Below are 21,959 nucleotides of genomic sequence, written 5' to 3'. Positions count from 1 at the left end.
GGAACATCCGTGAACATCAGAAGAGTTCTGCCGTACGGCGTCGCGGCGGCCCTGGCGCTGCCGCTCGCCGGACTCGGCCAGGGCACCGCGCTGGCGGCCACCGACTACCAGGCCGAGGACGCGACGATCTCCCAGGGCACCGTCGCCACCAACCACACCGGGTACACCGGCACCGGATTCGTCGACTACACCAACGTCAAGGGCTCCTACGTGGAGTTCACGGTGAGCGCGGCCTCCACCGGCACCTCCGCCCTCACCCTGCGCTACGCCAACGGGACCTCCACCGACCGGCCGATGGACATCTCCGTCAACGGCACGGTCGTCGCCTCCGGGGTGTCCTTCCCGGCCACCGCCGACTGGAACACCTGGGTCACCAAGACCGTCGACGTCCCGCTGAGCGCGGGCACCGACAAGATCAGGGCCACCGCCACCACCGCCAACGGCGGCCCCAACCTCGACCGCGTCAGCCTCGACGCGGCCGCCGACACCCAGGCCCCGACCCGCCCGGGGCAGCCCAGCTGCTCGGACATCGGCGAGGACGCGCTCACCCTGGCCTGGGGCGCGGCCGCGGACAACGTGGGCGTGAGCGCGTACGACATCTACGAGCACGGCAACAAGATCAGCGAGGCGCCGGGGAGCTCGACCTCCAAGGCGCTGACCGGGCTCACCCCCAACACCGACTACAACCTCACGGTGATCGCCCGCGACGCGGCCGGCAACACCTCGCCCGCCAGCCCGGTCGTCGACTGCACCACCAAGCCCAGCTCCGACACCACCCCGCCGAGCAAGCCGGGCACGCTGTCCGCGAGCAACGTGACCGCGAACAGCGCCGACCTCAAGTGGGGCGCCTCGACCGACGACAGGGCGGTCGTCGCCTACGACGTGCGCAGCGACACCACCGTCTACGACACCGTCACCAGCGGCACGTCCACCACGCTCACCGGGCTCGCCTGCAACAGCCCCTACAGCCTGAACGTCGTCGCCCGGGACGCGGCCGGCAACGTCTCCGAGGCCGGCAACACCGTCACCTTCACCACGAAGGCGTGCGCGACCGACGGCGGCGTCCCCTCCTCGATCGCGACGCTCTCCAGCGGCTGGACCATCCCCTGGGGCACCTACTGGATGCCCGACGGCAAGACCGCCCTGGTCACCGAGCGGGACGACTTCAAGGTCTGGAAGGTCACCAAGGACGGCACGAGGACCCAGGTCGGCACCGTCCCGAACGCCGTCACCACCAACGGCGAGGGCGGCCTGCTCGGCGTCGCCGTCGACCCCAAGTGGGAGACCAACCACTACGTCTACTTCATGCACACCGCGGACGAGGGCAACCGGGTCGTGCGCATGACCTACGACGGCACCAAGCTCAGCGACTACAAGATCCTCCTCCAGGGCATCAAGAAGAACCGCTACCACAACGGCGGCCGGCTCCTCTTCGGCCCCGACGGCTACCTCTACGTCTCCACCGGGGAGGCCCAGACACCCGACCTGGCCCAGGACAAGAACTCCCTCAACGGCAAGATCCTGCGCATGACGACCGACGGGAAACCGGCCCCCGGCAACCCCTTCGGGAACTACGTCTACAGCCTCGGCCACCGCAACCCGCAGGGCCTCGCCTTCGACCGCGACGGCCGGTTGTGGGAGGCGGAGTTCGGCAACAGCTCCAAGGACGAGCTGAACCTGATCAAGCCGGGCGCCAACTACGGCTGGCCGACCTGCGAGGGCACCTGCAGCGTCTCCGGGATGACCAATCCCAAGGCCACCTGGAACGTCTCCGAGGCGTCCCCGAGCGGTATCGCCATCGTCCGCAACGTCGTCTACATGGCCTCGCTGCGCGGCGAACGGCTCTGGCGCATCCCGATCAACGGCGACACCGAGAACGTCGGCACCCCGACGGCGTACTACGTGGGAACCTACGGCCGGCTGCGGACCGTGACCAAGGTGCCGGGCGCCGACCAGCTGTGGCTGTCCACCACAAACTGCGACAACAACGGAAACGAGCCGGACGGATCCGACAAGATCTTCCGGGTCAACATCAGTTGATCGGATGTCAGGCCCGGTACAGGGCCTCGACCTCGTTGGCGTAGGCGTTCTCGATCGCCTTGCGCTTCAGTTTCAACGACGGGGTCAGCAGCCCGTGTTCCTCGGTGAACGGCTGGGCGAGGATACGGAACGTACGGATCGACTCGGCCTGCGACACCAGGGTGTTGGCGGCCACCACCGCGCGCCGCACCTCGGTCTCCAGGTCGGGGTCCCGTACCAGCTGGGCGGCGGACATCTGGGGCTTGCCGCGCATGGTCAGCCAGTGCTCGACCGCCTCGGTGTCGAGGGTGACCAGGGCGGCGATGTAGGGGCGGTCATTGCCGACGACGATGCACTGGTTGACCAGCGGATGGTCCCGGACCCGCTCCTCCAGGACACCGGGGGAGACGCTCTTGCCGCCGGAGGTCACCAGGATCTCCTTCTTGCGGCCGGTGATGGTCAGATAGCCGTCCTCGTCGAGGGAGCCCAGGTCACCGGTGGCCAGCCAGCCGTCGTGCAGGGTGGCGTCGGTGGCCTTCTGGTTGTTGAGGTAGCCCTGGAACACGTTGCCGCCGTGCAGCCAGATCTCCCCGTCGTCCGCGATGTGCACGGTGGTGCCCGGGATGGCCTGGCCGACCGTGCCGTACCGGGTGCGCTCGGGCGGGTTGGCGGTCGCCGCCGCCGTCGACTCGGTCAGGCCGTAGCCCTCGTAGATCTGCACGCCCGCGCCGGCGAAGAACAGACCGAGCCGGCGGTCCATGGCCGAGCCGCCGGACATGGCGTTGCGGATCCGGCCGCCCATCGCGGAGCGCACCTTGGCGTAGACGAGCTTGTCGAAGAGCTGGTGCTGCATGCGCAGCGACGCCGACGGGCCGGGACCGGTGCCCCACGCCTTGGCCTCGACGGCGTCCGCGTACCGCACCGCGATCTCGACCGCCTTCTCGAACGGCCCGCCCTTGCCCTCCTTCTCCGCCTTGCGCCGCGCCGCGTTGAACACCTTCTCGAAGATGTACGGCACGGCCAGGATGAACGTCGGCCGGAACGCGGCCAGGTCGGGCAGCAGCGCCGCCGCGTGCAGCTGCGGCTGGTGGCCGAAGCGCACCCCGTGCCGGATCGCCGCCACCTCCACCATGCGCCCGAAGACGTGCGCCAGCGGCAGGAAGAGCAGGGTGGAGACCTCCTCGCCCTTCTTCGCGCGGAACACCGACTCCCAGCGGGCGACGACCGTGTCCGCCTCGTACATGAAGTTCCCGTGCGAGAGGACGCAGCCCTTGGGCCGCCCGGTGGTGCCCGAGGTGTAGATGATCGTGGCGACCGAGTCCGGCGTGACCGCCTGCCGGTGCCGGTGCACCACCTCGTCCTCCAGGTGCGCGCCCGCGTCGTACAGCTCCTGCACCGCCCCCGAGTCCAGCTGCCACAGCTGGCGCAGCTGCGGCAGCCGGTCGATGACGGTGGCGATCGTCATCGCGTGGTCCTCGTGCTCCACGATCGCCGCCGTGCACTCCGCGTCGTACAGCATCCAGAAGCACTGCTCCGCCGACGAGGTCGGGTAGACCGGCACCACCTGGGCACCGATCGTCCACAGCGCGAAGTCGAAGAGCGTCCACTCGTAGCGGGTGCGGGACATGATCGCGACCCGGTCGCCGAATCGGATGCCGCGGGCGAGGAGCCCCTTGGCGAGGGCGAGGACCTCGTCGCGGAACTCGGCGGAGGTCACATCACGCCACCGGCCGAGCTCGTCCTTGCGGCCCAGCGCGACGTGCCGCGGGTCCGTCCGGGCATGCTCGAACACGCTGTCGGCAAGACCGCCGACCGGCGGTGCCGACGCCAACGGCGGGTTGGTGAACTCGCGCAAACCCCGCTCCCCGCTCCTCACTCCACAGTGACGGTAGTAGTGACGCTCCGCATGGCGCCGTGAAAGCTACCCCACCGGAAGACCGTTCGGGAGGGGGTACGAAAACGTCCATTGCTCTCGTATGGCAGCGCTCACGCCTGCGAAATGCCCCCACATGGGGAAGTGCCGGACAGAATACCTACGGTTCGGTAAGTTCCGGCTCCGTAATCTCCACGGAATCTGTACGACCCGATTACGGCCCCCGGCTGGTTACCCGCCGGTCGGGCCGGGGCGACACGCCACCCTCTGAAGACAGCGCCGGCGCGGCCGATTTCGTTACCCCCGCAGGCCGTCCACGGGGAGGTGGTGTCTGCCGCGGCCGACGCCGGGCCGTCGCGCATCGCCGTGACGGCGGTGCCGCGGTCAGGGGTGTCGCAGGCGGGCTCCGCTTGCCAGGATCGCTGCCGCCAACGCATCCGCCGCCGTCTGCGCCGGTGATCGTCTCGGGCCGGGTACGAGTACGAAGTCGACCTTGCCCAGTTCCGGCAGGCCCGCGCGGTCCGGGACGCGGAACAGGCCCGGGGGGATCAGGCCCCTCGAGTGGGCCATCACGCCGAGGCCCGCTCGCGCCGCCGCGATCAGGCCGTTGAGGCTGCCGCTCGTGCAGACGATGCGCCAGTCGCGGCCCTGGCGCTCCAGTGCCTCCAGGGCCAGCGCGCGGGTGATGCCCGGCGGCGGGTAGACGATCAGCGGGACCGGGCGGGTGGGGTCCAGGCGGAGCCGTTCCGCGCCGATCCACACCAGCTTGTCGTGCCAGACCAGCTCGCCCATCGGGTCCTCGGCGCGCCGCTTGGCCAGCACCAGGTCCAGTTTTCCGGCGGCCAGCTGCTCGTGCAGGGTGCCCGAGAGCTCCACCGTCAGTTCGAGGTCGACCTCGGGGTGGTCGTAGCGGAAGCCCTCCAGGATCTCCGGCAGCCGGGTGAGGACGAAGTCCTCCGACGCGCCGAAGCGGAGCCGGCCGCGCACCCGGGTGCCGGTGAAGAAGGCCGCCGCCTGCTCGTGCACCTCCAGGATCCGGCGGGCGAACCCGAGCATCGCCTCGCCGTCCTCGGTCAGCTCCACGGAGTGCGTGTCCCGGGAGAACAGCTGGCGGCCGGCCGCGTCCTCCAGCCGGCGCACATGCTGGCTCACCGTGGACTGGCGCAGCCCGAGCCGCCGGGCGGCCTGGGTGAAGCTCAGCGTCTGGGCCACCGCCAGGAAGGTACGCAGCTGCGAAGGGTCGTACACGCCGACAGGTTATCGCGGAACGCGATGGCAGTCAGAGTGGTATACCGGATTCCCGATCAAGTGGGCGAGGAGGACGATGGAGAGGGGCTTCCCTGCCCCGGCGAGACCCCGGCCGTCCCCGCCGGCCCGCCACCTCGACCGACCCGCAAGTGGAGCACCGTGAAACGCCTGAGCCGGCCCCGCTGGATGCCGATCGACCCGTACGTCCTGCTGTTGCTCGGGACGGTATGCCTCGCCGCGCTCCTCCCGGCCCGGGGCACGGCCGCCGACGTGGCCTCCGGTGCCTCCACAGCCGCGATCGCCTTCCTCTTCTTCCTCTACGGCGCCCGCCTGTCCACCCGCGAGGCCGTCGACGGGCTGCGCCACTGGCGGCTCCATGTCACGGTCCTGGTCTGCACCTTCGTGATCTTCCCGGTGCTCGGCATGGCGGCCCGCGGGCTGGTGCCGGTCCTGCTCACCCATCCCCTCTACCAGGGCCTCCTCTTCCTGACCCTGGTGCCCTCCACCATCCAGTCGTCGATCGCCTTCACCTCCATCGCCCGCGGCAACGTGCCCGCCGCGATCTGCGCCGGCTCCTTCTCCTCGCTCGTCGGCATCGTCCTCACCCCGCTGCTCGCCGCCGCGCTGCTCGGCAACAGCGGGGGCGGGTTCTCCGCCGACTCGATCGTGAAGATCGTGCTCCAGCTGCTGGTGCCGTTCGTCGCCGGCCAGCTGCTGCGTCCCTGGATCGGGGGCTTCGTCGCCCGGCACAAGAAGATCCTCGGGCTGGTCGACCGCGGTTCCATCCTGCTCGTCGTCTACACCGCGTTCAGCGAGGGCATGGTCCGGGGCATCTGGCACCAGGTCAGCGCGGTCCGGCTGGCCGGGCTGCTCGCCGTCGAGGCCGTCCTGCTCGCCGTGATGCTCCTGCTGACCTGGTACGGCGCCAAGGCGCTCGGCTTCGGCCGCGGGGACCGCATCGCCATCCAGTTCGCCGGGTCGAAGAAGTCCCTCGCCTCCGGGCTGCCCATGGCCAGCGTCCTGTTCGGCGCCCACGCCTCGCTGGCCGTGCTGCCGCTGATGCTCTTCCACCAGATGCAGCTCATGGTCTGCGCCGTCATCGCCAAGCGCCGCGCCCACGACCCCGAGGCCCAGGAGGAGGCCGTGCCCCCCGCTGCCCCGGCGGCGGGGTCACGGCCCGCGGTCGGCACCGGGCCCCGGCGCCGCTGAGCGCCCGCTGCCGGCTGCCGAACGCGACCGGTTCACGGGCCTGTTGATCCGGATTTCCGGTACGGACGGCTCATGAGAGGTAACGTTCCGTCATGACCGCACCCCTGGCGCTCGACCCGGCGCACACCGCCCTCGTCCTCGTCGATCTGATGGACCGCATCGTCGCGCTGCCCCTGGAGCCCCGCAAAGGCACCGCAGTGCTGCACACCGCCGAGGAGCTGGCCCACTCCTTCCGTGCCGCCGGCGCGCCCGTGGTGCTCGTCCGCGTCGAACGGCCCTCCCTCGCCGAGCAGCCGCCGGGCAGCGGACTCGTGCCCGGACTCAGGAAGGAAGGGGACGTGGAGATCGTCAAGCGGACCATCGGCGGCTTCCAGGGCACGGAGCTCGACGCCCGGTTGCGCGGACTCGGCGTCACCCGGCTGGTGTTCGGCGGCATCGCCACCAACCTCGGCGTCGAGTCCACCGCCCGTGCCGCCGCCGACCTCGGCTACGACCTGGTCTTCGTCGAGGACGCCATGGCCGCCCTCACCGGCCCCGAGCACGAGGCGTCCGTCCGCCTCGACTTCCCGCGCCTCGGCACCGTCGTGACCGCCGCCGGCGTCCGCCTCACCCCCGCCTGACCCGCCTGACCGCTCAGACCGGCGCCCCGCCCCCGTCCCCGCCCCGTTCACGACCACCACCGACCGGGTGCCGTACCCGTCGTGAGCACCACCGGTCCGCCCGGCCCGGCGACCTGCCGCTGCGCACCATCGAGGAGAAGTTCGACATCCTCTACGTCCCGGTCGTCGACGCCGAACCCACCGGGGGCTGCCGGCCGCCGCTCCCCGCTGGTCGCCGGGTTCGCCGCGGCCGCGGCGGGCCTCGTGCCGGCCGGCTCCGGCTGAGGCGGGGCCCCTGCGGCGCAGGGGGCGCTCCCCGCCGGTCGGGGCCCCGCCGCCGTGCCGCGGGGAACCGGTCAGCCCTGGGCGGCCGCGGCCCGCAGAGCGATGCGGTCCTCGCCCGCGTACACGTTCATGTTGTCGCCCCGCAGGAAACCGACCAGGGTCAGCCCGCTCTCCACCGCCAGGTCCACCGCCAGCGAGGACGGCGCGGAGACCGCCGCGAGCACCGGGACGCCCGCCATCACGGCCTTCTGCGCCAGTTCGAAGGAGGCCCGCCCGGAGACCAGCAGGATCGTCCGGGACAGCGGCAGATCGCCGTTCTGAAGGGCCCGGCCGACCAGTTTGTCCACCGCGTTGTGCCGCCCCACGTCCTCGCGGATGTCCAGCAGCTCGCCGTCCTCCGTGAACAGGGCCGCCGCGTGCAGCCCCCCGGTCCGGTCGAACACCCGCTGCGACGCGCGGAGCCGGTCGGGGAGGCTCGCGAGCAGCTCGGGGCCGACGCGGACCGGGGGAGTGTCGGCTATCGGCCAGCGGGCCGTCGTACGCACCGCGTCGAGGCTCGCCTTGCCGCACAGCCCGCAGGACGAGGAGGTGTAGACGTTCCGCTCCAGGGTGAAGTCGGGGAGCCGGACGCCCGGTGTGGTGCGCACGTCGACCACGTTGTAGGTGTTGGAGCCGTCGGCGGTGGCGCCCGCGCAGTAGACGATGTTCTGCAGGTCGCCGGCGGCCGCCAGGACCCCCTCGCTCACCAGGAACCCGGCCGCCAGCGCGAAGTCGTCGCCGGGTGTGCGCATGGTGATGGCGAGGGGTTTCCCGTTGAGCCTGATCTCCAGCGGTTCCTCGGCGACCAGTGTGTCCGGCCGGGCGGAGACCGCTCCGTCGCGGATGCGGATGACCTTGCGTCGTTCCGTGACTCGTCCCATGGTCTGATCAGCCCCGGTTCTGTACGTGCTGGTAGCCGAAACGGCCCTTGATGCAGAGGTTGCCGTGGGTCACCGGGCTGTCGTGCGGCGAGGTGACCTTGACGATCTCATTGTCCTGCACGTGGAGCGTGAGGCTGCAGCCCACACCGCAGTACGCGCACACGGTGGTCGTCCGCGACTGCCGTGACTCGTCCCAGGTACCCGCCGCCCGCATGTCGAACTCCGACTTGGACGACAGCGCCCCGGTGGGACATACCTCCACGCAGTTCCCGCAGTAGACACAGGCCGAGTCGGTCAGCGGGGCGTCGTGCTCGACGGCGATCCGGGCGTCGAAGCCGCGCCCGGAAACAGAGATGGCGAACGTGTTCTGCCACTGGTCTCCGCAGGCGTCCACGCACTTGTAGCAGAGGATGCACTTGCCGTAGTCGCGCACGTACAGGTCGTTGTCGATCCTGGGCTCCTCGTTCAGGCGGGCCGCGTCGGGGCCGAAGCGGTCCGGTTTCGCCTCGTACTCCCTGATCCACTCGGCGGCGCGCGGGGTCGTGGAGAGGTCCACCGAGGAGGCGAGCAGTTCCAGGACGATCTTCCGGCTGTGCCGTACGCGCTCGCCGCCGGTCCTGACGACCATCCCCGGCTCGGCCTTCCGGGAGCAGGCGGGTACCAGGGTCCGCGACCCCTCCACCTCCACCACGCACAGCCGGCAGGCGTTCTTCGGACGCAGGGTGTCGCCCTCGCACAGGGTCGGCACGTCCTTCCCGGCCGCCCGGCAGGCGTCCAGGATCGTCGAACCCTCCGGGACCCGCGCCTCCCGGCCGTCGAGGGTGAACTCCAGCAGCCGGCGCGGGATCCCGAGCGGTGTCACGGTCATTCGTACGCCCCCAGACGGTCGATGGCGGATTCCACGGCGTTCCACGCGGTCTGGCCGAGACCGCAGATCGAGGCGTCCCGCATGGCCCGTCCCACCTCGCGCAGCAGCGCGACGTCCCCGGCCGCGTCGGCGCCGCTGCGCGCGACGATCCGGTGCAGCGCCTCCTCCTGCCGGACCGTGCCGACCCGGCAGGGCACGCACTGCCCGCAGGACTCGTCCCGGAAGAACTGGGCGATACGGAGCAGGAGCCGGGGGAGGGGCACGCTGTCGTCGAAGGCCATGACCACGCCCGAGCCGAGCGTGGTGCCCGCCTCCCGGGTGCCCTCGAAGGTGAGCGGGATGCCCAGTTCGTCGGGCCGTACGAAACCGCCCGCGGCACCGCCGAGCAGGACCGCCCGCACGTTCTCGCGCACCCCGGCCAGCTGGAGGAGCTCGCCGAGCGTGGCGCCGAAGGGCAGTTCGTAGACGCCGGGGCGGGCCACGCTCCCCGACACGCAGAAGAGCTTGGGGCCGGTGGACTTCGCCGTGCCGGTCGCCGCGTAGGCCGGGGCGCCCATGGTCAGGATCGGCAGGACGTTGACCAGCGTCTCCACGTTGTTCTCGACCGTCGGTCTGCCGAACAGCCCCTTCTCCACCGGGAACGGCGGCTTCGAGCGCGGCTCGCCCCGGTACCCCTCGATGGAGTTGAACAGGGCCGTCTCCTCACCGCAGATGTACGCCCCGGCGCCGCGCCGGATCTCGATGTCGAAGGCGAAGCCCTGGCCGAGGACGTCGTCGCCGAGCAGACCACGGGCGCGCGCCTGGTCGAGGGCGTGTCGGAGACGGCGGGTCGCCCGCGGGTACTCGCCGCGCAGGTAGACGAAGCCCCGGTGCGCCCCGATCGCGTACGCCGCGATCGTCATCGCCTCCACGAGCGCGTACGGATCGCCCTCCATGATCACGCGGTCCTTGAAGGTGCCCGGCTCCGATTCGTCCGCGTTGCAGACCAGGTAGTGCGGCCGGCCGGGCTGGGAGGCCGTCGCCTGCCACTTGCGGCCGGTGGGGAAGGCGGCGCCACCGCGCCCGACCAGGCCCGAGTCGGTGACCTCGCGGATGACCCCGGCGGGGCCGAGCGCGAAGGCGTGCCGCAGGGCGGTGTAACCGCCGTTCGCCCGGTAGTCGTCGAGCGAGGACGGGTCGACCACGCCCACCCGCCGCAACAGGGTCAGGCCTTCCTGCCCCGCCTGGGGCACGGCCAGCGCCGCCGGCGGCTCCTCGGGTGCCGAGTCGGGCGCGGTGGCCGCGAGGACGGCCGCTTCCACGGTCGCCGGTGCCGCCACCGCCGTACGCACCGGATCCCCGGCCCGGACGGCGAGGGCGGCCGGGGCGCGCTCGCACAGGCCCAGGCAGGGACTGCGCTCGACGTGCACGCCGGGGCCGAGACCCGCCTCCACGCCGGCGCACAGCGCGGACGCCCCGGCCGCCGCGCAGGCCAGGTCCGTGCAGACGTGCAGGACGGTCGCGGGGCGGGGCCGGACGGAGAACATCGCGTAGAAGGTGGCGACGCCGTAGGCCTCCGCCGGGGGTACCGTCAGACGGCGGCAGAGGTAGCCGAGGGCGCCCTCGCTGATCCAGCCGATCCGGTCGTTGATCGCGTGCAGCCCCGGCAGCAGCAGGTCGCGGCGGTCCCGGGCCGCCCGGCCGCCGCGCGCCCACCGCAGATCCGCGTCGGTGCGGTCGGCGCCCTCCCAGGAGGACTCCGGAGGGCCCAACAGGGCGTCCACGGCGGCCCGTTCGTCATCCGTCGGTTTGCTGTCGCCGAAGTGCAGGTCCACGTGCGTCACCTCACGATGGTCGCGACCGGAAGCTTCTCGATACGGATCGCCGACGCCTTGAACTCCGCCGTCCCCGCGATCGGGCAGTTGGCCTCGATGGTCAGCTGGTTGGTGTCCACCTCGTCGGGAAAGTGCATGGTCATGAAGGCGAGACCGGGACGCAGCGCCGTGTCGATCCAGACCGGGGCCACCACCGCGCCCCGCCGCGAGGACACCCGGACCTCCTCGCCGACGGTCACCCCGTACCGCTCGGCGTCCTCGGGGCACAGCTCGATGTACTCGCCGCGCCGCAGCGGGGAGGCGAAACCGCCGCTCTGCACACCGGTGTTGTAGGAGTCGAGCCGTCGCCCGGTGGTGAGCCGGACGGGGTACGTCTCGTCGGTGAGGTCGACCGGCGGATCGTGCCGCACCAGCCCGAACGGCGCCGGCGTCCCGCGCCTGTCCGGGTCCGTCTCCCACAACCTGCCGTGCAGGTACGTCGGTTCGAGGCGCTCGGTGCTCGGGCACGGCCACTGGATGCCCTGGTGCTCGGCGAGACGGTCGTACGTCATCCCGTAGTGGTCCGGGGAGACGGCGCGGAGCTCGTTCCAGACGGCCTCCGCGTCCTGGTACCTCCAGTCATGGCCGAGCCGGGCCGCCAGCGCGCAGATGATGTCGATGTCCTCACGGGCCTCGCCGGGCGGCGTGACCGCACGGCGCACGCGCTGAACCCGGCGTTCGCTGTTGGTGGTCGTGCCCTCGGTCTCCGCCCAGCCGGCGGTCGCGGGCAGCACCACGTCCGCCAGTTCCGCCGTCTTCGTGAGGAAGATGTCCTGGACGACGAGGAAATCGAGGGCCTGGAGCCGGCGTACGGCCTGCTCGCTGTCGGCTTCCGACTGGGCCGGGTTCTCGCCGATGCAGTAGACCGCCCGGAGCGTGCCCTCCTCCATCGCCTCGAACATCTCGGTGAGGTTCAGCCCGTAGTGCGGCTGGATGACCGTGTCCCAGGCCGACTCGAACTTCAGCCGCGCCGCCGGGTCGAGGATGTCCTGGAAACCCGGCAGGCGGTTGGGGATGGCGCCCATGTCGCCGCCGCCCTGCACGTTGTTCTGGCCGCGCAGCGGCTGCAACCCGGCGCCGTACCGGCCGACCTGGCCGGTGAGCAGGGAGAGGTTGATCAGGGCGCGGACGTTGTCGGTGCCGTTGTGGTGCTCGGTGATGCCGAGGGTCCAGCACAGCTGGGCGCGCTCGGCGCGGGCGTAGGCGTGCGCCAACTCCCTTGTCGCGCGCGCCGGTACGCCCGTCACCTTCTCGGCGAGGGACAGCGTCCAGGGTTCGACGAGCGCCCTGTACTCCTCGAAGCCGCTGGTCGCCCGCTCGATGAACGCCTCGTTGGCCAGACCGGCGTGGATGATCTCCCGGCCGATCGCGTGCGCCATCGGGATGTCCGTGCCGACGTTCAGCCCGAGCCAGCTCTCCGCCCACTCGGCGGTCGAGGTGCGGCGCGGGTCGACCGCGTACATCCGGGCGCCGCCCCGGATCCCCTTCAGCACGTGCTGGAAGAAGATCGGGTGCGCGAACCGGGCGTTGGAGCCCCACATCACGATGACGTCGGTGTGCTCGATCTCCTCGTACGAGGAGGTGCCGCCGCCGGAGCCGAAGGCGGCCGTCAGACCGGCGACGCTCGGCGCGTGGCACGTCCGGTTGCAGGAGTCGACGTTGTTGGTGCCCATCACCACCCGGGCGAACTTCTGCGCCACGTAGTTCATCTCGTTGGTGGCGCGGGCACAGGAGAACATCCCGAACGCGTCCCGGTTGCGCTCCAGACCGCGGGCCGCGCGGTCCAGGGCCTCCGCCCAGCCCGCCTGCCGGAACGGCTCGTCGCGACCGTCGCGGACCAGCGGGTGGGTGAGCCGGGTGTAGGTCTTCTGCTGCCTCTTCCTCATGCGGCGCTCCTCAGCGCGAGCAGGTCCGAGATGGCGTGCACGGTGCGCAGGGTGGGCACCTCGACGCCGGTGATGTCCGCCAGCTCGACGACGGCCGCGAGCAGGACGTCCAGTTCCAGTGGCTTGCCGCGCTCCAGGTCCTGGAGTGTGGAGGTGCGGTGGTCGCCGACCTTCTCCGCGCCCGCCAGCCGGCGTTCGATGGAGACCCCGACCTCGCAGCCGAGTGCCTCGGCGACGTCCAGCGTCTCGCGCATCATGATCTCGATGACCCGGCGGGTGCCGCCGTGCAGGCACATCTGCCGCATGGTGGCGCGGGCCAGCGCGCTGATCGGGTTGAAGGAGATGTTGCCGAGCAGCTTGAGCCAGATGTCGTTGCGCAGGTCCTGCTCCACCGGGCACTTCAGGCCGCCGGCCCGCATGGCCTCGCTGAACCGCAGACAGCGCGTGGACACGCTGCGGTCCGGCTCGCCGATCGAGAACCTGGTGCCCTCCAAGTGCCGTACCACACCGGGGGCGTCGAGCTCGGTGGCCGCGTAGACCACGCAGCCGAGGGCGCGTTCGGGGGCGAGTACGGCGCTGACGGTGCCGTCCGGGTCGACGCTCTCGACGCGGTGGCCGTCGTAGGGGCCGCCGTGCCGGTGGAAGTACCACCAGGGGATGCCGTTCTGGGCGGCGACCACCGCCGTCCGCTCGTCCAGCAGCGGCTCGATCAGCGGCCCGCACGCCGCGTACGAGGTGGCCTTCAGGCCCAGGAAGACATAGTCGGCCGGGCCGACCTCGGCCGGGTCGTCGGTGGCGTGGGCGTGCGCGGTGAAGTCGCCGCGCGGGCTCAGCACCCGTACTCCGTACTGCCTCATGGCCGCCAGATGGGGTCCACGGGCGATGAGATGCACATCGGCGCCCGCGCGGTGGAGCGCGGCACCGACATAGGCGCCGATCGCACCGGCGCCGAGGACTGCGACTTTCACGGAACGCTCCGTTCGGTTTGAGGGATACCGCGGAGGTGGCCTCGGACGCGGCCTCTTTCGGGCCGCGTTCGTGGGCCGGATCCTGTGGAGCTGCTTCGATCTTCGATCTTCGACCGCATCATGTCGACGAAATATTGTCTACAGTATGGAGCCGGGAGCGACAAGGGTTCGGACAGCGACCGTTCGGCGCATTCTGGATACCGCTCATCGCATACGATCGAGCCGTCGCCTTCTCAACCACCTGGCCCGGCCCTACCGTTCGGGATTCATGAGCAGCCCCCCTGTAGCACCGCCGGGCTGGAGCCGCTGGCTCGTCCCGCCCGCCGCCCTCTCCGTCCACCTCTCCATCGGCCAGGCCTACGCCTGGAGCGTGTTCAAGCCGCCGCTCGAATCCGCGCTGAACCTGAGCGGCACCGAGAGCGCGCTGCCCTTCCAGCTCGCGATCGTGATGCTCGGTCTGTCGGCCGCGTTCGGCGGCACCCTCGTCGAGCGCAACGGACCGCGCTGGGCCATGACGGTCGCCCTGATCTGTTTCTCCTCGGGCTTCCTGGTCTCCGCGCTGGGCGCCGAGACCAAGCAGTTCTGGCTGATCGTCCTCGGCTACGGCTTCGTCGGCGGCATCGGGCTCGGCATCGGCTACATCTCGCCGGTCTCCACGCTGATCAAGTGGTTCCCGGACCGGCCCGGCATGGCCACCGGCATCGCCATCATGGGCTTCGGCGGCGGCGCGCTGATCGCCTCTCCGTGGTCCGCGCAGATGCTCTCGTCCTTCGGCAGTGACAACGATGGCATCGCGGTCGCCTTCCTGGTGCACGGGCTGTCGTACGCCGTCTTCATGACCCTCGGCGTGCTGCTGATCCGGGTGCCGCGCACGGAGCGGCCGGTCAAGGACGCGCCGAGCGCCTTCGAGGGCGTGCAGGTCTCCGCGAACAGCGCGATCCGCACCCCGCAGTTCTGGTGCCTGTGGGTCGTGCTCTGCATGAACGTGACCGCCGGCATCGGCATCCTGGAGAAGGCCGCCCCGATGATCACGGACTTCTTCGCCGGCAGCTCCACCCCGGTGTCGGTGTCCGCGGCGGCCGGGTTCGTCGCCCTGCTGTCCGCCGCCAACATGGCCGGCCGGATCGGCTGGTCGTCCACCTCCGACCTCATCGGCCGCAAGAACATCTACCGCGTCTACCTCGGCGTCGGCGCCCTGATGTACCTGCTCATCGCCCTCTTCGGCGACTCGTCGAAACCGCTGTTCATCCTCTGCGCGCTGGTGATCCTCTCCTTCTACGGCGGCGGCTTCGCGACCGTCCCCGCCTACCTGAAGGACCTCTTCGGCACCTACCAGGTCGGCGCCATCCACGGCCGGCTGCTCACCGCCTGGTCCCTCGCCGGTGTGCTCGGACCGCTGATCGTCAACTGGATCGCCGACCACCAGAAGAGCGCCGGCAAGCACGGCTCCGACCTCTACACCCTTTCCTTCGGCATCATGATCGGCCTGCTCGTCGTCGGGTTCATCGCCAACGAGCTGGTCCGGCCCGTCCACGCCCGCCACCACATCCCCGCCCCGAGGGAGGCCGTCGATGTCGAACGACAGCAGCCTGCGTGAGCCCGACCGCCGCTGGCTGATCGCGGTCGCCTGGATCTGGGTGGGCGCGCCGTTCGCCTACGGGGTGTACGAACTCGTACAGAAGGCGACACAGCTGTTCAACGGATGACCGCCCGGAATGCTCGGGCGTCCGAGGGTCTGCAAGAAGCCGACAACTCGGGCGCCCGTTTCCTGTGGCCTTACGTGCCGTCGTACCCGTGAGTCACTGAACAGACTGGTGGGCCCATACCGAGGCAACGAGGGGGACCCACCACCCATGAACGGCTCGCGCATCGCCGCCGTCGGCCACTACCAGCCCGCGAAGGTACTCACCAACGAGGACCTCGCGGGCATGGTCGACACCAGTGACGAGTGGATCCGCAGCCGGGTGGGCATCAGCACCCGGCACATCGCCGGACCCGACGAACCCGTCGACGAACTGGCCGCCCACGCCGCGGCCAAGGCCCTCGCCGCGGCCGGCCTCACCCCCGCGGACATCGACCTCGTCCTGGTCGCCACCTCCACCGCGATCGACCGCTCCCCGAACATGGCCGCGCGGGTCGCCGCCCGGCTCGGCATCCCGCAGCCCGCCGCGATAGACGTCAACGTCGTGTGCGCCGGCTTCACCCACGCGCTCGCCACCGCCGACCACACCGTCCGCGCGGGCGCCGCCACCCGTGCCCTCGTCATCGGCGCCGACAAGATGTCCGAGGTGACGGACTGGACCGACCGTACGACGTGCGTCCTGGTCGGCGACGGCGCGGGCGCCGCCGTGGTCGAGGCGTGCGGGCCCGGCGAGGAGCCCGGCATCGGGCCGGTGCTGTGGGGTTCGGTCCCCGAGATGAGCCACGCCGTACGGATCGAGGGCACCCCGCCCCGGTTCGCGCAGGAGGGGCAGAGCGTCTACCGCTGGGCCACCACCCAGCTGCCGCCCATCGCCCGGCGCGCCTGCGAGAAGGCCGGGATCGCCCCCGCCGACCTCGCGGCGGTCGTCCTGCACCAGGCGAACCTGCGGATCATCGAGCCGCTCGCGCAGAAGATCGGCGCGGTCAACGCGGTCGTCGCCCGCGATGTCACCGAGTCGGGGAACACGTCGGCCGCGAGCATCCCGCTGGCCCTCTCCAAGCTGGTCGAGCAGGGGCGGGTGTCAGGGGGCGACCCGATCCTGCTCTTCGGGTTCGGCGGCAACCTGTCGTACGCCGGTCAGGTCGTCCGCTGTCCCTGATCCCTCTCCAGGGGCGCACCGCGATGTGACGCGCCCGACTCCCGCTCCGCCTGGCCTTTGTGCACCGTAGACTGTAGACGAAAGCCAATCGATACTGAGACGGACTCGCTGCGCGTCTGCCGAGGAGGGGGAGACCGATGCTGTCTGCCGGACTGCCGCAGGGTGCGGTGCCGAAGCTGGAACGCCCCGGGCCGCTGCGCGACCGCGTCTACGAGGCGCTGCTGGAACTCATCACCACCCGTGCTCTCCAGCCCGGCCAGCACCTCGTCGAGAGCGAACTCGCCGGCCACCTCGGCGTCTCCCGGCAGCCGGTGCGCGAGGCACTCCAGCGGCTGAACACCGAGGGCTGGGTCGACCTCCGCCCCGCGCAGGGCGCGTTCGTGCACGAGCCGACGGAGGCGGAGGCCGACCAACTCCTCACCGTCCGCACACTCCTGGAGGCGGAGGCGGCACGGCTCGCCGCGGCCAACGCCGACGCCATGGGCATCAAGGCCCTGGAGGACCTGTGCGCGGAGGGCGAGAAGGCCGTCGGGGCCGACGACGTGGACGGGGCCGTCGCCATGAACGCCAGGTTCCACGCCAAGATCATGGAACTCGCCGGCAACGCCGTGCTGGCCGAACTGGCCGCGCAGGTGGACCGCCGGGTGCGCTGGTACTACACGCCGGTCGCGCGGCAGCGCGGCAGCCAGTCCTGGATCGAGCACCGCGGCCTGATCGCCGCCATCGTGGACCGTGACGAGCAGCGCGCCACGCAGCTGATGCGCGAGCACACCGAGCACACGCGCCGGTCGTATCTCACGCGGGAGACGACCTGACCGCAAGGCCCGGCGGCGGGCCCTAACCGCAGGCTCCATGATCACGGCTCGCCGGGCCGGGCGGCTCACGACCGGGTGCGCCGCGGGACGGCGGTTCAGGGCAGGGTGATCAGGGCGATGCCGTCCGCCTGCGCGACCGCCAGCCGGGCGCCGTCGGGGTGGAGGGCGGCAACGGGGGTCGGGACATGGCTGACGCCGAAACACGCGCCCTTGGCGGGTACGCCGACCTCGGGCCACTCCGCGACGAGCCGCCCGGTGGCCGCGTCGAGCAGTCGCGGGTGACCGGGAAACGAGATCACCTGATCGCCGCGGGGCAGGAGCAGGACACCCGGCTCGGCGTCGCCGGCCGGGTTGCGGTGGAGCCATCGTCCCTCCGACACCGACCACACACCCAGGTGGCGAGGCGGCAGCCCGGCCGTCTCCTCCTCGTCCCACTCCTCCGCCCCCGTCGCCAGCACCAGCCGGTCGGCGTCGAGCCAGCAGCCCGCCGTCACCTCGCCGCTCATGACCGCCGCCGACGGCAGCACACCGTCGCCGTCCAGGGTGCCCGGGTCGCTGAGCGCGAGCGCCGTGTCGTAGACCAGAGCCGTCCCGAAGGGCTGCCAGAACCAGCCGACCGAGAGCAGGTACCGGCCGTCCGGGCTCAGGCTCAGCCTGGAATGGAAGACGTCCCGCGGCTCACGCCCGCCGACGGTCAGCCGCTCGCCGCTCGCCGCGTCCTCGATCTGGAGCACGTTGTAATCGTCCGGGCAGTGCACGACGACCTCACGGCCGTTGCCCGACGCGCCCAGGGCGAGCGGGTAGTCGTAGTCCGGTGCGTGGTAGTAGCTGCGGTTCAGCTCTCGCACGACCCGTTCGCCTTCGAGCAGCACCCCTTTGGTGCCACGCTCCTGGTACACGGCGGAGTACGGCCCCGAGACCGAGGCGGTCCCGGCGTCGAACGGAAAGCTCCACGTGAAGGCGGCCGCCTTCAGCTCCTCCCCGCCGCGGCCCCAGCGCCGGCCGCCGCCGACCGCGCAGACCAGCTCGTCCCCCTGCCACACCAGCGACTTCGGCGCCGCCTTCACCGGTATCGTCTCCACGGTCATCGATGCCCCCTCCTAGGAGCACCTCGGGCGGGCCCTTGCCGGGAATCTACGGGACTCCGCGCAGTCGGCGCGTATGAATTTCGCGTATGCGCCGAGCACACCGTGACCACCCAGTCGGAGCTCCCGTTCGACGGACACCGCCCAAGATCGGAACGACAACAGCCACTTGAGTCGACAGACCCTCGTCAGATACACGCAAAGGTCCGGTGAAGGCACGGGAGTCGGCCAGGGGCATGCCGTCACCTCAGCGGCCCGCGCCCTTGCGGTGCAGGAGGACCGTGAGTGCCTTGCGGGCGTCCTGGCGTCGGCGGGGATCCCGGGCCAGTGCCGCGGTCAGGGCGACCACCGTGACCGTGCCGACGTACAGAATGGCGCCGATACCGGCGGGCAGCACGGTGCCGTCGAGGATTTGGTACAGGGCGGTCATGGCGGGCACCTTCCACAGCACTGGCGTGCCAAGCACGTGCTTGGTGGAGTCATGACCCCAGATACGGGCATCCTGAGGAAGCGCCCGGAACGGCTGGATGGCTGTCTTCCCAGGTCAGCTTGATTGAAATAGCGTCTGGACGTCATCCGGTCCGGATGGGGCGTCGGTCACATGGGGGGTGGGCGTGGCCGCACAGCCGAATGCACCTGAAGTCCCGCGGTTCACAAGGGAGCTCCGAGCCCTGTACCAGGCGGCGAACACCCCCTCCGCCGACGATTTGGCCAAGGCGTGCAAGGCGTCTCGTACCACTCTTCACGGGTGGGTGAGTGGCACCGCCGTTCCCTCTGCCCAGCACAGACGCACTCTGAAGGCATTGGTCGCGTTCTTGGCTCACCGGGCCGAGAAAGCAGGTGCCGGGTATCCGCGGCACTCTGAGGCCACGTGGGAGGATCTGCGTCTGGAGGCGGTGCGCCAGCACCAGGCCGGTCGGCCCGGCCGCGGGCGTGTGGTACGAGGGGAGTTCGGCCCGGTGCCCGCCCGGGCAGACTGCTACCGGGCACGGCCCGGGCTGATTGACGCGCTGCGGCAGCTCGCAGCGAGCGATGAGGGGGCGCGGCAGTGGATCGTGTGCGGGATGGGCGGCGTAGGCAAGACCCAACTGGCCGCCCAGTACGCTCGCGATCTGTACGAGGCCGGCGGCGTGGAGGTGCTGGTGTGGGTGAACGCCACCTCCCACTCAGCGGTCGTCGACGCCTACGCCGGCGCCTCGGCCAGACTGCTGGATGCCAGTCAGGACAACCCGCAGGCAGCGGCCGACCTGTTCCGTAAATGGCTGCAACAGGCCCCAGGCACCGGCCGTGGGCGGCTGGGTGCGCGGTGGCTGGTGGTGCTCGACGACGTTCCGCATGTTCAGGTCCTGCAGAATCTGTGGCCTCCCGATGTTTCACACGGGCAAACATTGGTCACGACCCGTAACCGCGATGCGGTCTTCTTGAGTACGGGACGCAGCCGTGTCGATGTCGACCGGTTCACCACTCGGGAATCCGTCGAGTACCTTTCCGCCAAACTTGCCCGCCATGGGCTGCACGACACGACGGAGGAAACGGCGCGACTGGCCGAAGACCTCGGACGGCTGCCTCTGGCTCTCGCACAGGCCGTCCCCTACATGGTCAACCGCCGCCTGGACTGCGCCACCTACCGCGCCCGTCTGGCCAACCGGGCCAGATCACTCGACGACGTGCTGCCCCCCGACACCGGACTGCCCGACGACCAAGCCCTCACCGTGGCAGCGGCTTGGGACCTGTCCATCGACCTCGCCGACCAGCAGCCACCCCGAGGACTGGCTCGGCCCATGCTCCACCTGCTCAGCCTGCTCGATCCGAACGGCATTCCCGAGCCGGTCCTGCTGAGCCCGCCCGCCCGGGGCTACCTGACCGGCCACGCCGCTCGCCCAGGTGCGGTCGGCAAGGGCCTCACCGAAACGCAGGATGCCTCCGACGCCCTGGCGAATCTGCGTCAGTTCAGCCTCATCGAACACGATGCTCAGGCCGGCAGCGGGGCGGTACGCGTCCACCAGTTGATTCAGCGGGCCGTGTCCGAGCGCCTCTCGGATGAGGACAGGACCGAGTGCGCCCGCGATGCAGCTGACGCACTCCTGGACGTGTGGCCCGGCGGCGAACGGGACATGGGACTGGCCGCCGCGCTGCGCTCCAACGCCGGTGCGCTCACCAGTGGTGCCGAAGACGCGCTGTACACCTCGGAAGCACACGGAGTGCTGTTCAGGCTGGGCACCAGCCTCGGAGGGGTCGGCCGGGCCGCCGAAGCCTGGGTCTGCTTCCAGGCCCTGGCGCAGTCTGTGGAGCGGCATCTGGGACGCGAGCACTCGGACTACCTCATCGCATGCGGTCATCTGGCCTACTGGCAGGGAGAGGCCGGGGATGCTGTGGGAGCCGTGAACGCGCTCGATGAACTACTGCCCCGCCTGAGGAACATGCTGGGCGCTGATCACCCCGAGACCTTCGTCGTCCGGCACGGCCTGGCCTACTGGCGGGGGCAGGCGGGAAATGCCGTCGGTGCCGCGGCGGAGTTCGCCGAACTGCTGATGGACCACCGACGGGTCCTGGGCGATGACCACCCCGACACTCTCACTGTCCGGCACGACTTGGCACGCTGGCGAGGTGAGGCGGGGGAGCAGGACCGCGCCGTGGCCGACCTCGCCGATCTCCTGCCCGACATGACGCGCATACTCGGCGCAGAACACCGCAACACCCTCGCCACCCGGCACAGCCTCGCCCGCTGGCGAGGGGAAGCAGGAGACGCGGAAGGGGCCGCAGCCGCGCTCGCCGAACTGCTGCCGGACCTGGAGCGTGTCATGGGCGTCGACCACCCGGACACCCTCAGCGCCTGCAACGATCACGCTCGCTGGCTCGGGGAGGCGGGCGATGCGCAAGGGGCCGCGACTGCGCTCACCGAACTCGTCCCCAGAAGAGAGAGGGTCCTCGGCGAACTCCATCCCGACACCCTGGTCACCCGCCACAGACTCGCCCACTGGCGAGGCAAGTCGGGAGATCCGCACGCGGCCGTCAGAGAGTTGCGGACCCTTTGGCCGGACATGATCCAGGCGCTGCACCAGGACGATCGCCGGGTCTTTGCGGTCCGGCAGGACCTTGCTTTCTGGTATGGCGAGGCCGGGGACCCTCGCCGGGCCGTGGCTCACCTTGCGCAGCTGCTGACTGACATGAGGCGTGCCCTGCGCGCAGACGATCCGTACCTGTTCGTTGCCCGGTACAGTCACGCGCGCAGGCTGGGGGAAGCGGGAGACGTCCCCAAGGCCGTGGCCGAACTGGTTCGGCTTCTGTTGGACATCGAAGATGTGCTGCCCGCGGACGCCCCTCTCGTGAAGACCGCCCGAGAGCTACTGGCCCGTTGTCGCGACCAAGACCCGGGTGCCGGGTGACCTGCGCGGAGAGATGAGGTCCGCCGCACTCGGGACCGGGCACAGCGTTGTCCGGGAAGGCTGCGAAGACCACGGTCCGCAAGCGGCCGAGTCCCGGACCCGGGTCCGGGACTCAACCGAACGCTCCGAGGCAAGAGGAGCATC

Annotated in this window: 17 protein-coding genes; 8 read left to right on the top strand and 9 right to left on the bottom strand. The window is 70.8% G+C overall.

The window, feature by feature from the left end:
- Nucleotides 1-9: 9 nt before the first annotated feature.
- A complete protein-coding gene (locus tag AB0P24_RS39080) occupies nt 10-2,040 on the top strand; it encodes a PQQ-dependent sugar dehydrogenase (protein WP_365802605.1) in 2,031 nt (676 codons plus the stop codon).
- 7 nt (nt 2,041-2,047) lie between these two features.
- Here AB0P24_RS39080 and AB0P24_RS39075 read toward each other — a convergent pair whose 3' ends face one another.
- The gene (locus AB0P24_RS39075) at nt 2,048-3,874 is read right to left on the bottom strand and encodes a long-chain fatty acid--CoA ligase (RefSeq protein WP_365802603.1); all 1,827 of its coding nucleotides are present in this window, start codon (nt 3,872-3,874) and stop codon (nt 2,048-2,050) included.
- A 402-nt stretch (nt 3,875-4,276) separates the two neighbouring features.
- Nucleotides 4,277-5,140, bottom strand: a complete 864-nt coding sequence (locus AB0P24_RS39070; RefSeq protein WP_365802601.1) for a LysR substrate-binding domain-containing protein — start codon at nt 5,138-5,140, stop codon at nt 4,277-4,279.
- Between the two features lie 186 nt (nt 5,141-5,326).
- Between AB0P24_RS39070 and AB0P24_RS39065 the strand changes: the two genes are divergently transcribed.
- Both AB0P24_RS39065 and AB0P24_RS39060 read left to right on the top strand, forming a co-directional pair.
- Nucleotides 5,327-6,349, top strand: a complete 1,023-nt coding sequence (locus AB0P24_RS39065) for a bile acid:sodium symporter family protein (protein WP_365802629.1) — start codon at nt 5,327-5,329, stop codon at nt 6,347-6,349.
- A gap of 92 nt (nt 6,350-6,441) precedes the next feature.
- Nucleotides 6,442-6,969: an isochorismatase family protein gene (locus AB0P24_RS39060; protein WP_365802599.1), complete on the top strand. Its 528-nt coding sequence runs from the start codon at nt 6,442-6,444 to the stop codon at nt 6,967-6,969.
- 335 nt (nt 6,970-7,304) lie between these two features.
- Here AB0P24_RS39060 and fdhD read toward each other — a convergent pair whose 3' ends face one another.
- From fdhD to AB0P24_RS39035, 5 genes are read right to left on the bottom strand one after another with little or no spacing between them, the layout of a single operon-like run.
- On the bottom strand, nt 7,305-8,153 hold the full coding sequence (gene fdhD / locus AB0P24_RS39055) for a formate dehydrogenase accessory sulfurtransferase FdhD (RefSeq protein ID WP_365802597.1): 849 nt from the start codon (nt 8,151-8,153) through the stop codon (nt 7,305-7,307).
- A gap of 7 nt (nt 8,154-8,160) precedes the next feature.
- A complete protein-coding gene (locus tag AB0P24_RS39050) occupies nt 8,161-9,021 on the bottom strand; it encodes a 2Fe-2S iron-sulfur cluster-binding protein (protein ID WP_365802595.1) in 861 nt (286 codons plus the stop codon).
- Complete coding sequence (locus AB0P24_RS39045) at nt 9,018-10,835, bottom strand: NADH-ubiquinone oxidoreductase-F iron-sulfur binding region domain-containing protein (RefSeq protein ID WP_365802627.1); 1,818 nt, start codon at nt 10,833-10,835, stop codon at nt 9,018-9,020. Before AB0P24_RS39045 ends, AB0P24_RS39050 begins: the two co-directional genes overlap by 4 nt.
- A gap of 5 nt (nt 10,836-10,840) precedes the next feature.
- Nucleotides 10,841-12,760 carry a molybdopterin-dependent oxidoreductase gene (locus AB0P24_RS39040; protein WP_365802593.1) on the bottom strand — a complete coding sequence of 640 codons (1,920 nt, stop codon included), beginning with the start codon at nt 12,758-12,760 and terminating at the stop codon, nt 10,841-10,843.
- A complete protein-coding gene (locus AB0P24_RS39035) occupies nt 12,757-13,728 on the bottom strand; it encodes a 2-dehydropantoate 2-reductase (protein WP_365802591.1) in 972 nt (323 codons plus the stop codon). The genes AB0P24_RS39040 and AB0P24_RS39035 overlap by 4 nt, the downstream gene beginning before the upstream one ends.
- Before the next feature lie 268 nt (nt 13,729-13,996).
- Between AB0P24_RS39035 and AB0P24_RS39030 the strand changes: the two genes are divergently transcribed.
- The 4 genes from AB0P24_RS39030 to AB0P24_RS39015 all read left to right on the top strand — a co-directional run bounded on the left by AB0P24_RS39030 (nt 13,997) and on the right by AB0P24_RS39015 (nt 17,344).
- The gene (locus tag AB0P24_RS39030) at nt 13,997-15,325 is read left to right on the top strand and encodes an OFA family MFS transporter (RefSeq protein ID WP_365802589.1); all 1,329 of its coding nucleotides are present in this window, start codon (nt 13,997-13,999) and stop codon (nt 15,323-15,325) included.
- A complete protein-coding gene (locus AB0P24_RS39025; protein ID WP_258574734.1) occupies nt 15,300-15,434 on the top strand; it encodes a hypothetical protein in 135 nt (44 codons plus the stop codon). The genes AB0P24_RS39030 and AB0P24_RS39025 overlap by 26 nt, the downstream gene beginning before the upstream one ends.
- Before the next feature lie 147 nt (nt 15,435-15,581).
- Nucleotides 15,582-16,529, top strand: coding sequence for a beta-ketoacyl-ACP synthase III (locus AB0P24_RS39020; protein WP_365802586.1), 948 nt, complete (start codon nt 15,582-15,584; stop codon nt 16,527-16,529).
- Between the two features lie 137 nt (nt 16,530-16,666).
- Nucleotides 16,667-17,344 carry a GntR family transcriptional regulator gene (locus tag AB0P24_RS39015; RefSeq protein WP_365802584.1) on the top strand — a complete coding sequence of 226 codons (678 nt, stop codon included), beginning with the start codon at nt 16,667-16,669 and terminating at the stop codon, nt 17,342-17,344.
- Nucleotides 17,345-17,439: 95 nt separating this feature from the next.
- Here AB0P24_RS39015 and AB0P24_RS39010 read toward each other — a convergent pair whose 3' ends face one another.
- Nucleotides 17,440-18,432, bottom strand: a complete 993-nt coding sequence (locus AB0P24_RS39010) for a hypothetical protein (RefSeq protein ID WP_365802582.1) — start codon at nt 18,430-18,432, stop codon at nt 17,440-17,442.
- Nucleotides 18,433-18,676: 244 nt separating this feature from the next.
- On the bottom strand, nt 18,677-18,859 hold the full coding sequence (locus tag AB0P24_RS39005; protein ID WP_365802580.1) for a hypothetical protein: 183 nt from the start codon (nt 18,857-18,859) through the stop codon (nt 18,677-18,679).
- A gap of 373 nt (nt 18,860-19,232) precedes the next feature.
- On the opposite strand from AB0P24_RS39005, the gene fxsT reads away from it, so the two are divergent.
- Nucleotides 19,233-21,815: an FxSxx-COOH system tetratricopeptide repeat protein gene (fxsT, locus tag AB0P24_RS39000; protein ID WP_365802579.1), complete on the top strand. Its 2,583-nt coding sequence runs from the start codon at nt 19,233-19,235 to the stop codon at nt 21,813-21,815.
- The last annotated feature ends 144 nt before the right edge of the window (nt 21,816-21,959 follow it).

The organism is Streptomyces sp. NPDC086519 (assembly GCF_040686075.1).
GTDB lineage: Bacteria > Actinomycetota > Actinomycetes > Streptomycetales > Streptomycetaceae > Streptomyces > Streptomyces shenzhenensis.
The sequence above is the reverse complement of the archived record's forward strand: the minus strand, read 5'-3'. Positions and strand labels throughout refer to the sequence as shown.

Excerpts from the sequence above, each read along its gene's own strand:
- AB0P24_RS39005 (WP_365802580.1), bottom strand. The coding sequence starts at position 18,859 with ATGACCGCCCTGTACCAAATCCTCGACGGCACCGTGCTGCCCGCCGGT.
- AB0P24_RS39020 (WP_365802586.1), top strand. The coding sequence starts at position 15,582 with ATGAACGGCTCGCGCATCGCCGCCGTCGGCCACTACCAGCCCGCGAAG.
- AB0P24_RS39040 (WP_365802593.1), bottom strand. The coding sequence starts at position 12,760 with ATGAGGAAGAGGCAGCAGAAGACCTACACCCGGCTCACCCACCCGCTG.
- AB0P24_RS39025 (WP_258574734.1), top strand. The coding sequence starts at position 15,300 with ATGTCGAACGACAGCAGCCTGCGTGAGCCCGACCGCCGCTGGCTGATC.
- AB0P24_RS39010 (WP_365802582.1), bottom strand. The coding sequence starts at position 18,432 with ATGACCGTGGAGACGATACCGGTGAAGGCGGCGCCGAAGTCGCTGGTG.
- fdhD (WP_365802597.1), bottom strand. The coding sequence starts at position 8,153 with ATGGGACGAGTCACGGAACGACGCAAGGTCATCCGCATCCGCGACGGA.
- AB0P24_RS39050 (WP_365802595.1), bottom strand. The coding sequence starts at position 9,021 with ATGACCGTGACACCGCTCGGGATCCCGCGCCGGCTGCTGGAGTTCACC.
- AB0P24_RS39065 (WP_365802629.1), top strand. The coding sequence starts at position 5,327 with ATGCCGATCGACCCGTACGTCCTGCTGTTGCTCGGGACGGTATGCCTC.
- AB0P24_RS39015 (WP_365802584.1), top strand. The coding sequence starts at position 16,667 with ATGCTGTCTGCCGGACTGCCGCAGGGTGCGGTGCCGAAGCTGGAACGC.
- AB0P24_RS39060 (WP_365802599.1), top strand. The coding sequence starts at position 6,442 with ATGACCGCACCCCTGGCGCTCGACCCGGCGCACACCGCCCTCGTCCTC.
- AB0P24_RS39030 (WP_365802589.1), top strand. The coding sequence starts at position 13,997 with ATGAGCAGCCCCCCTGTAGCACCGCCGGGCTGGAGCCGCTGGCTCGTC.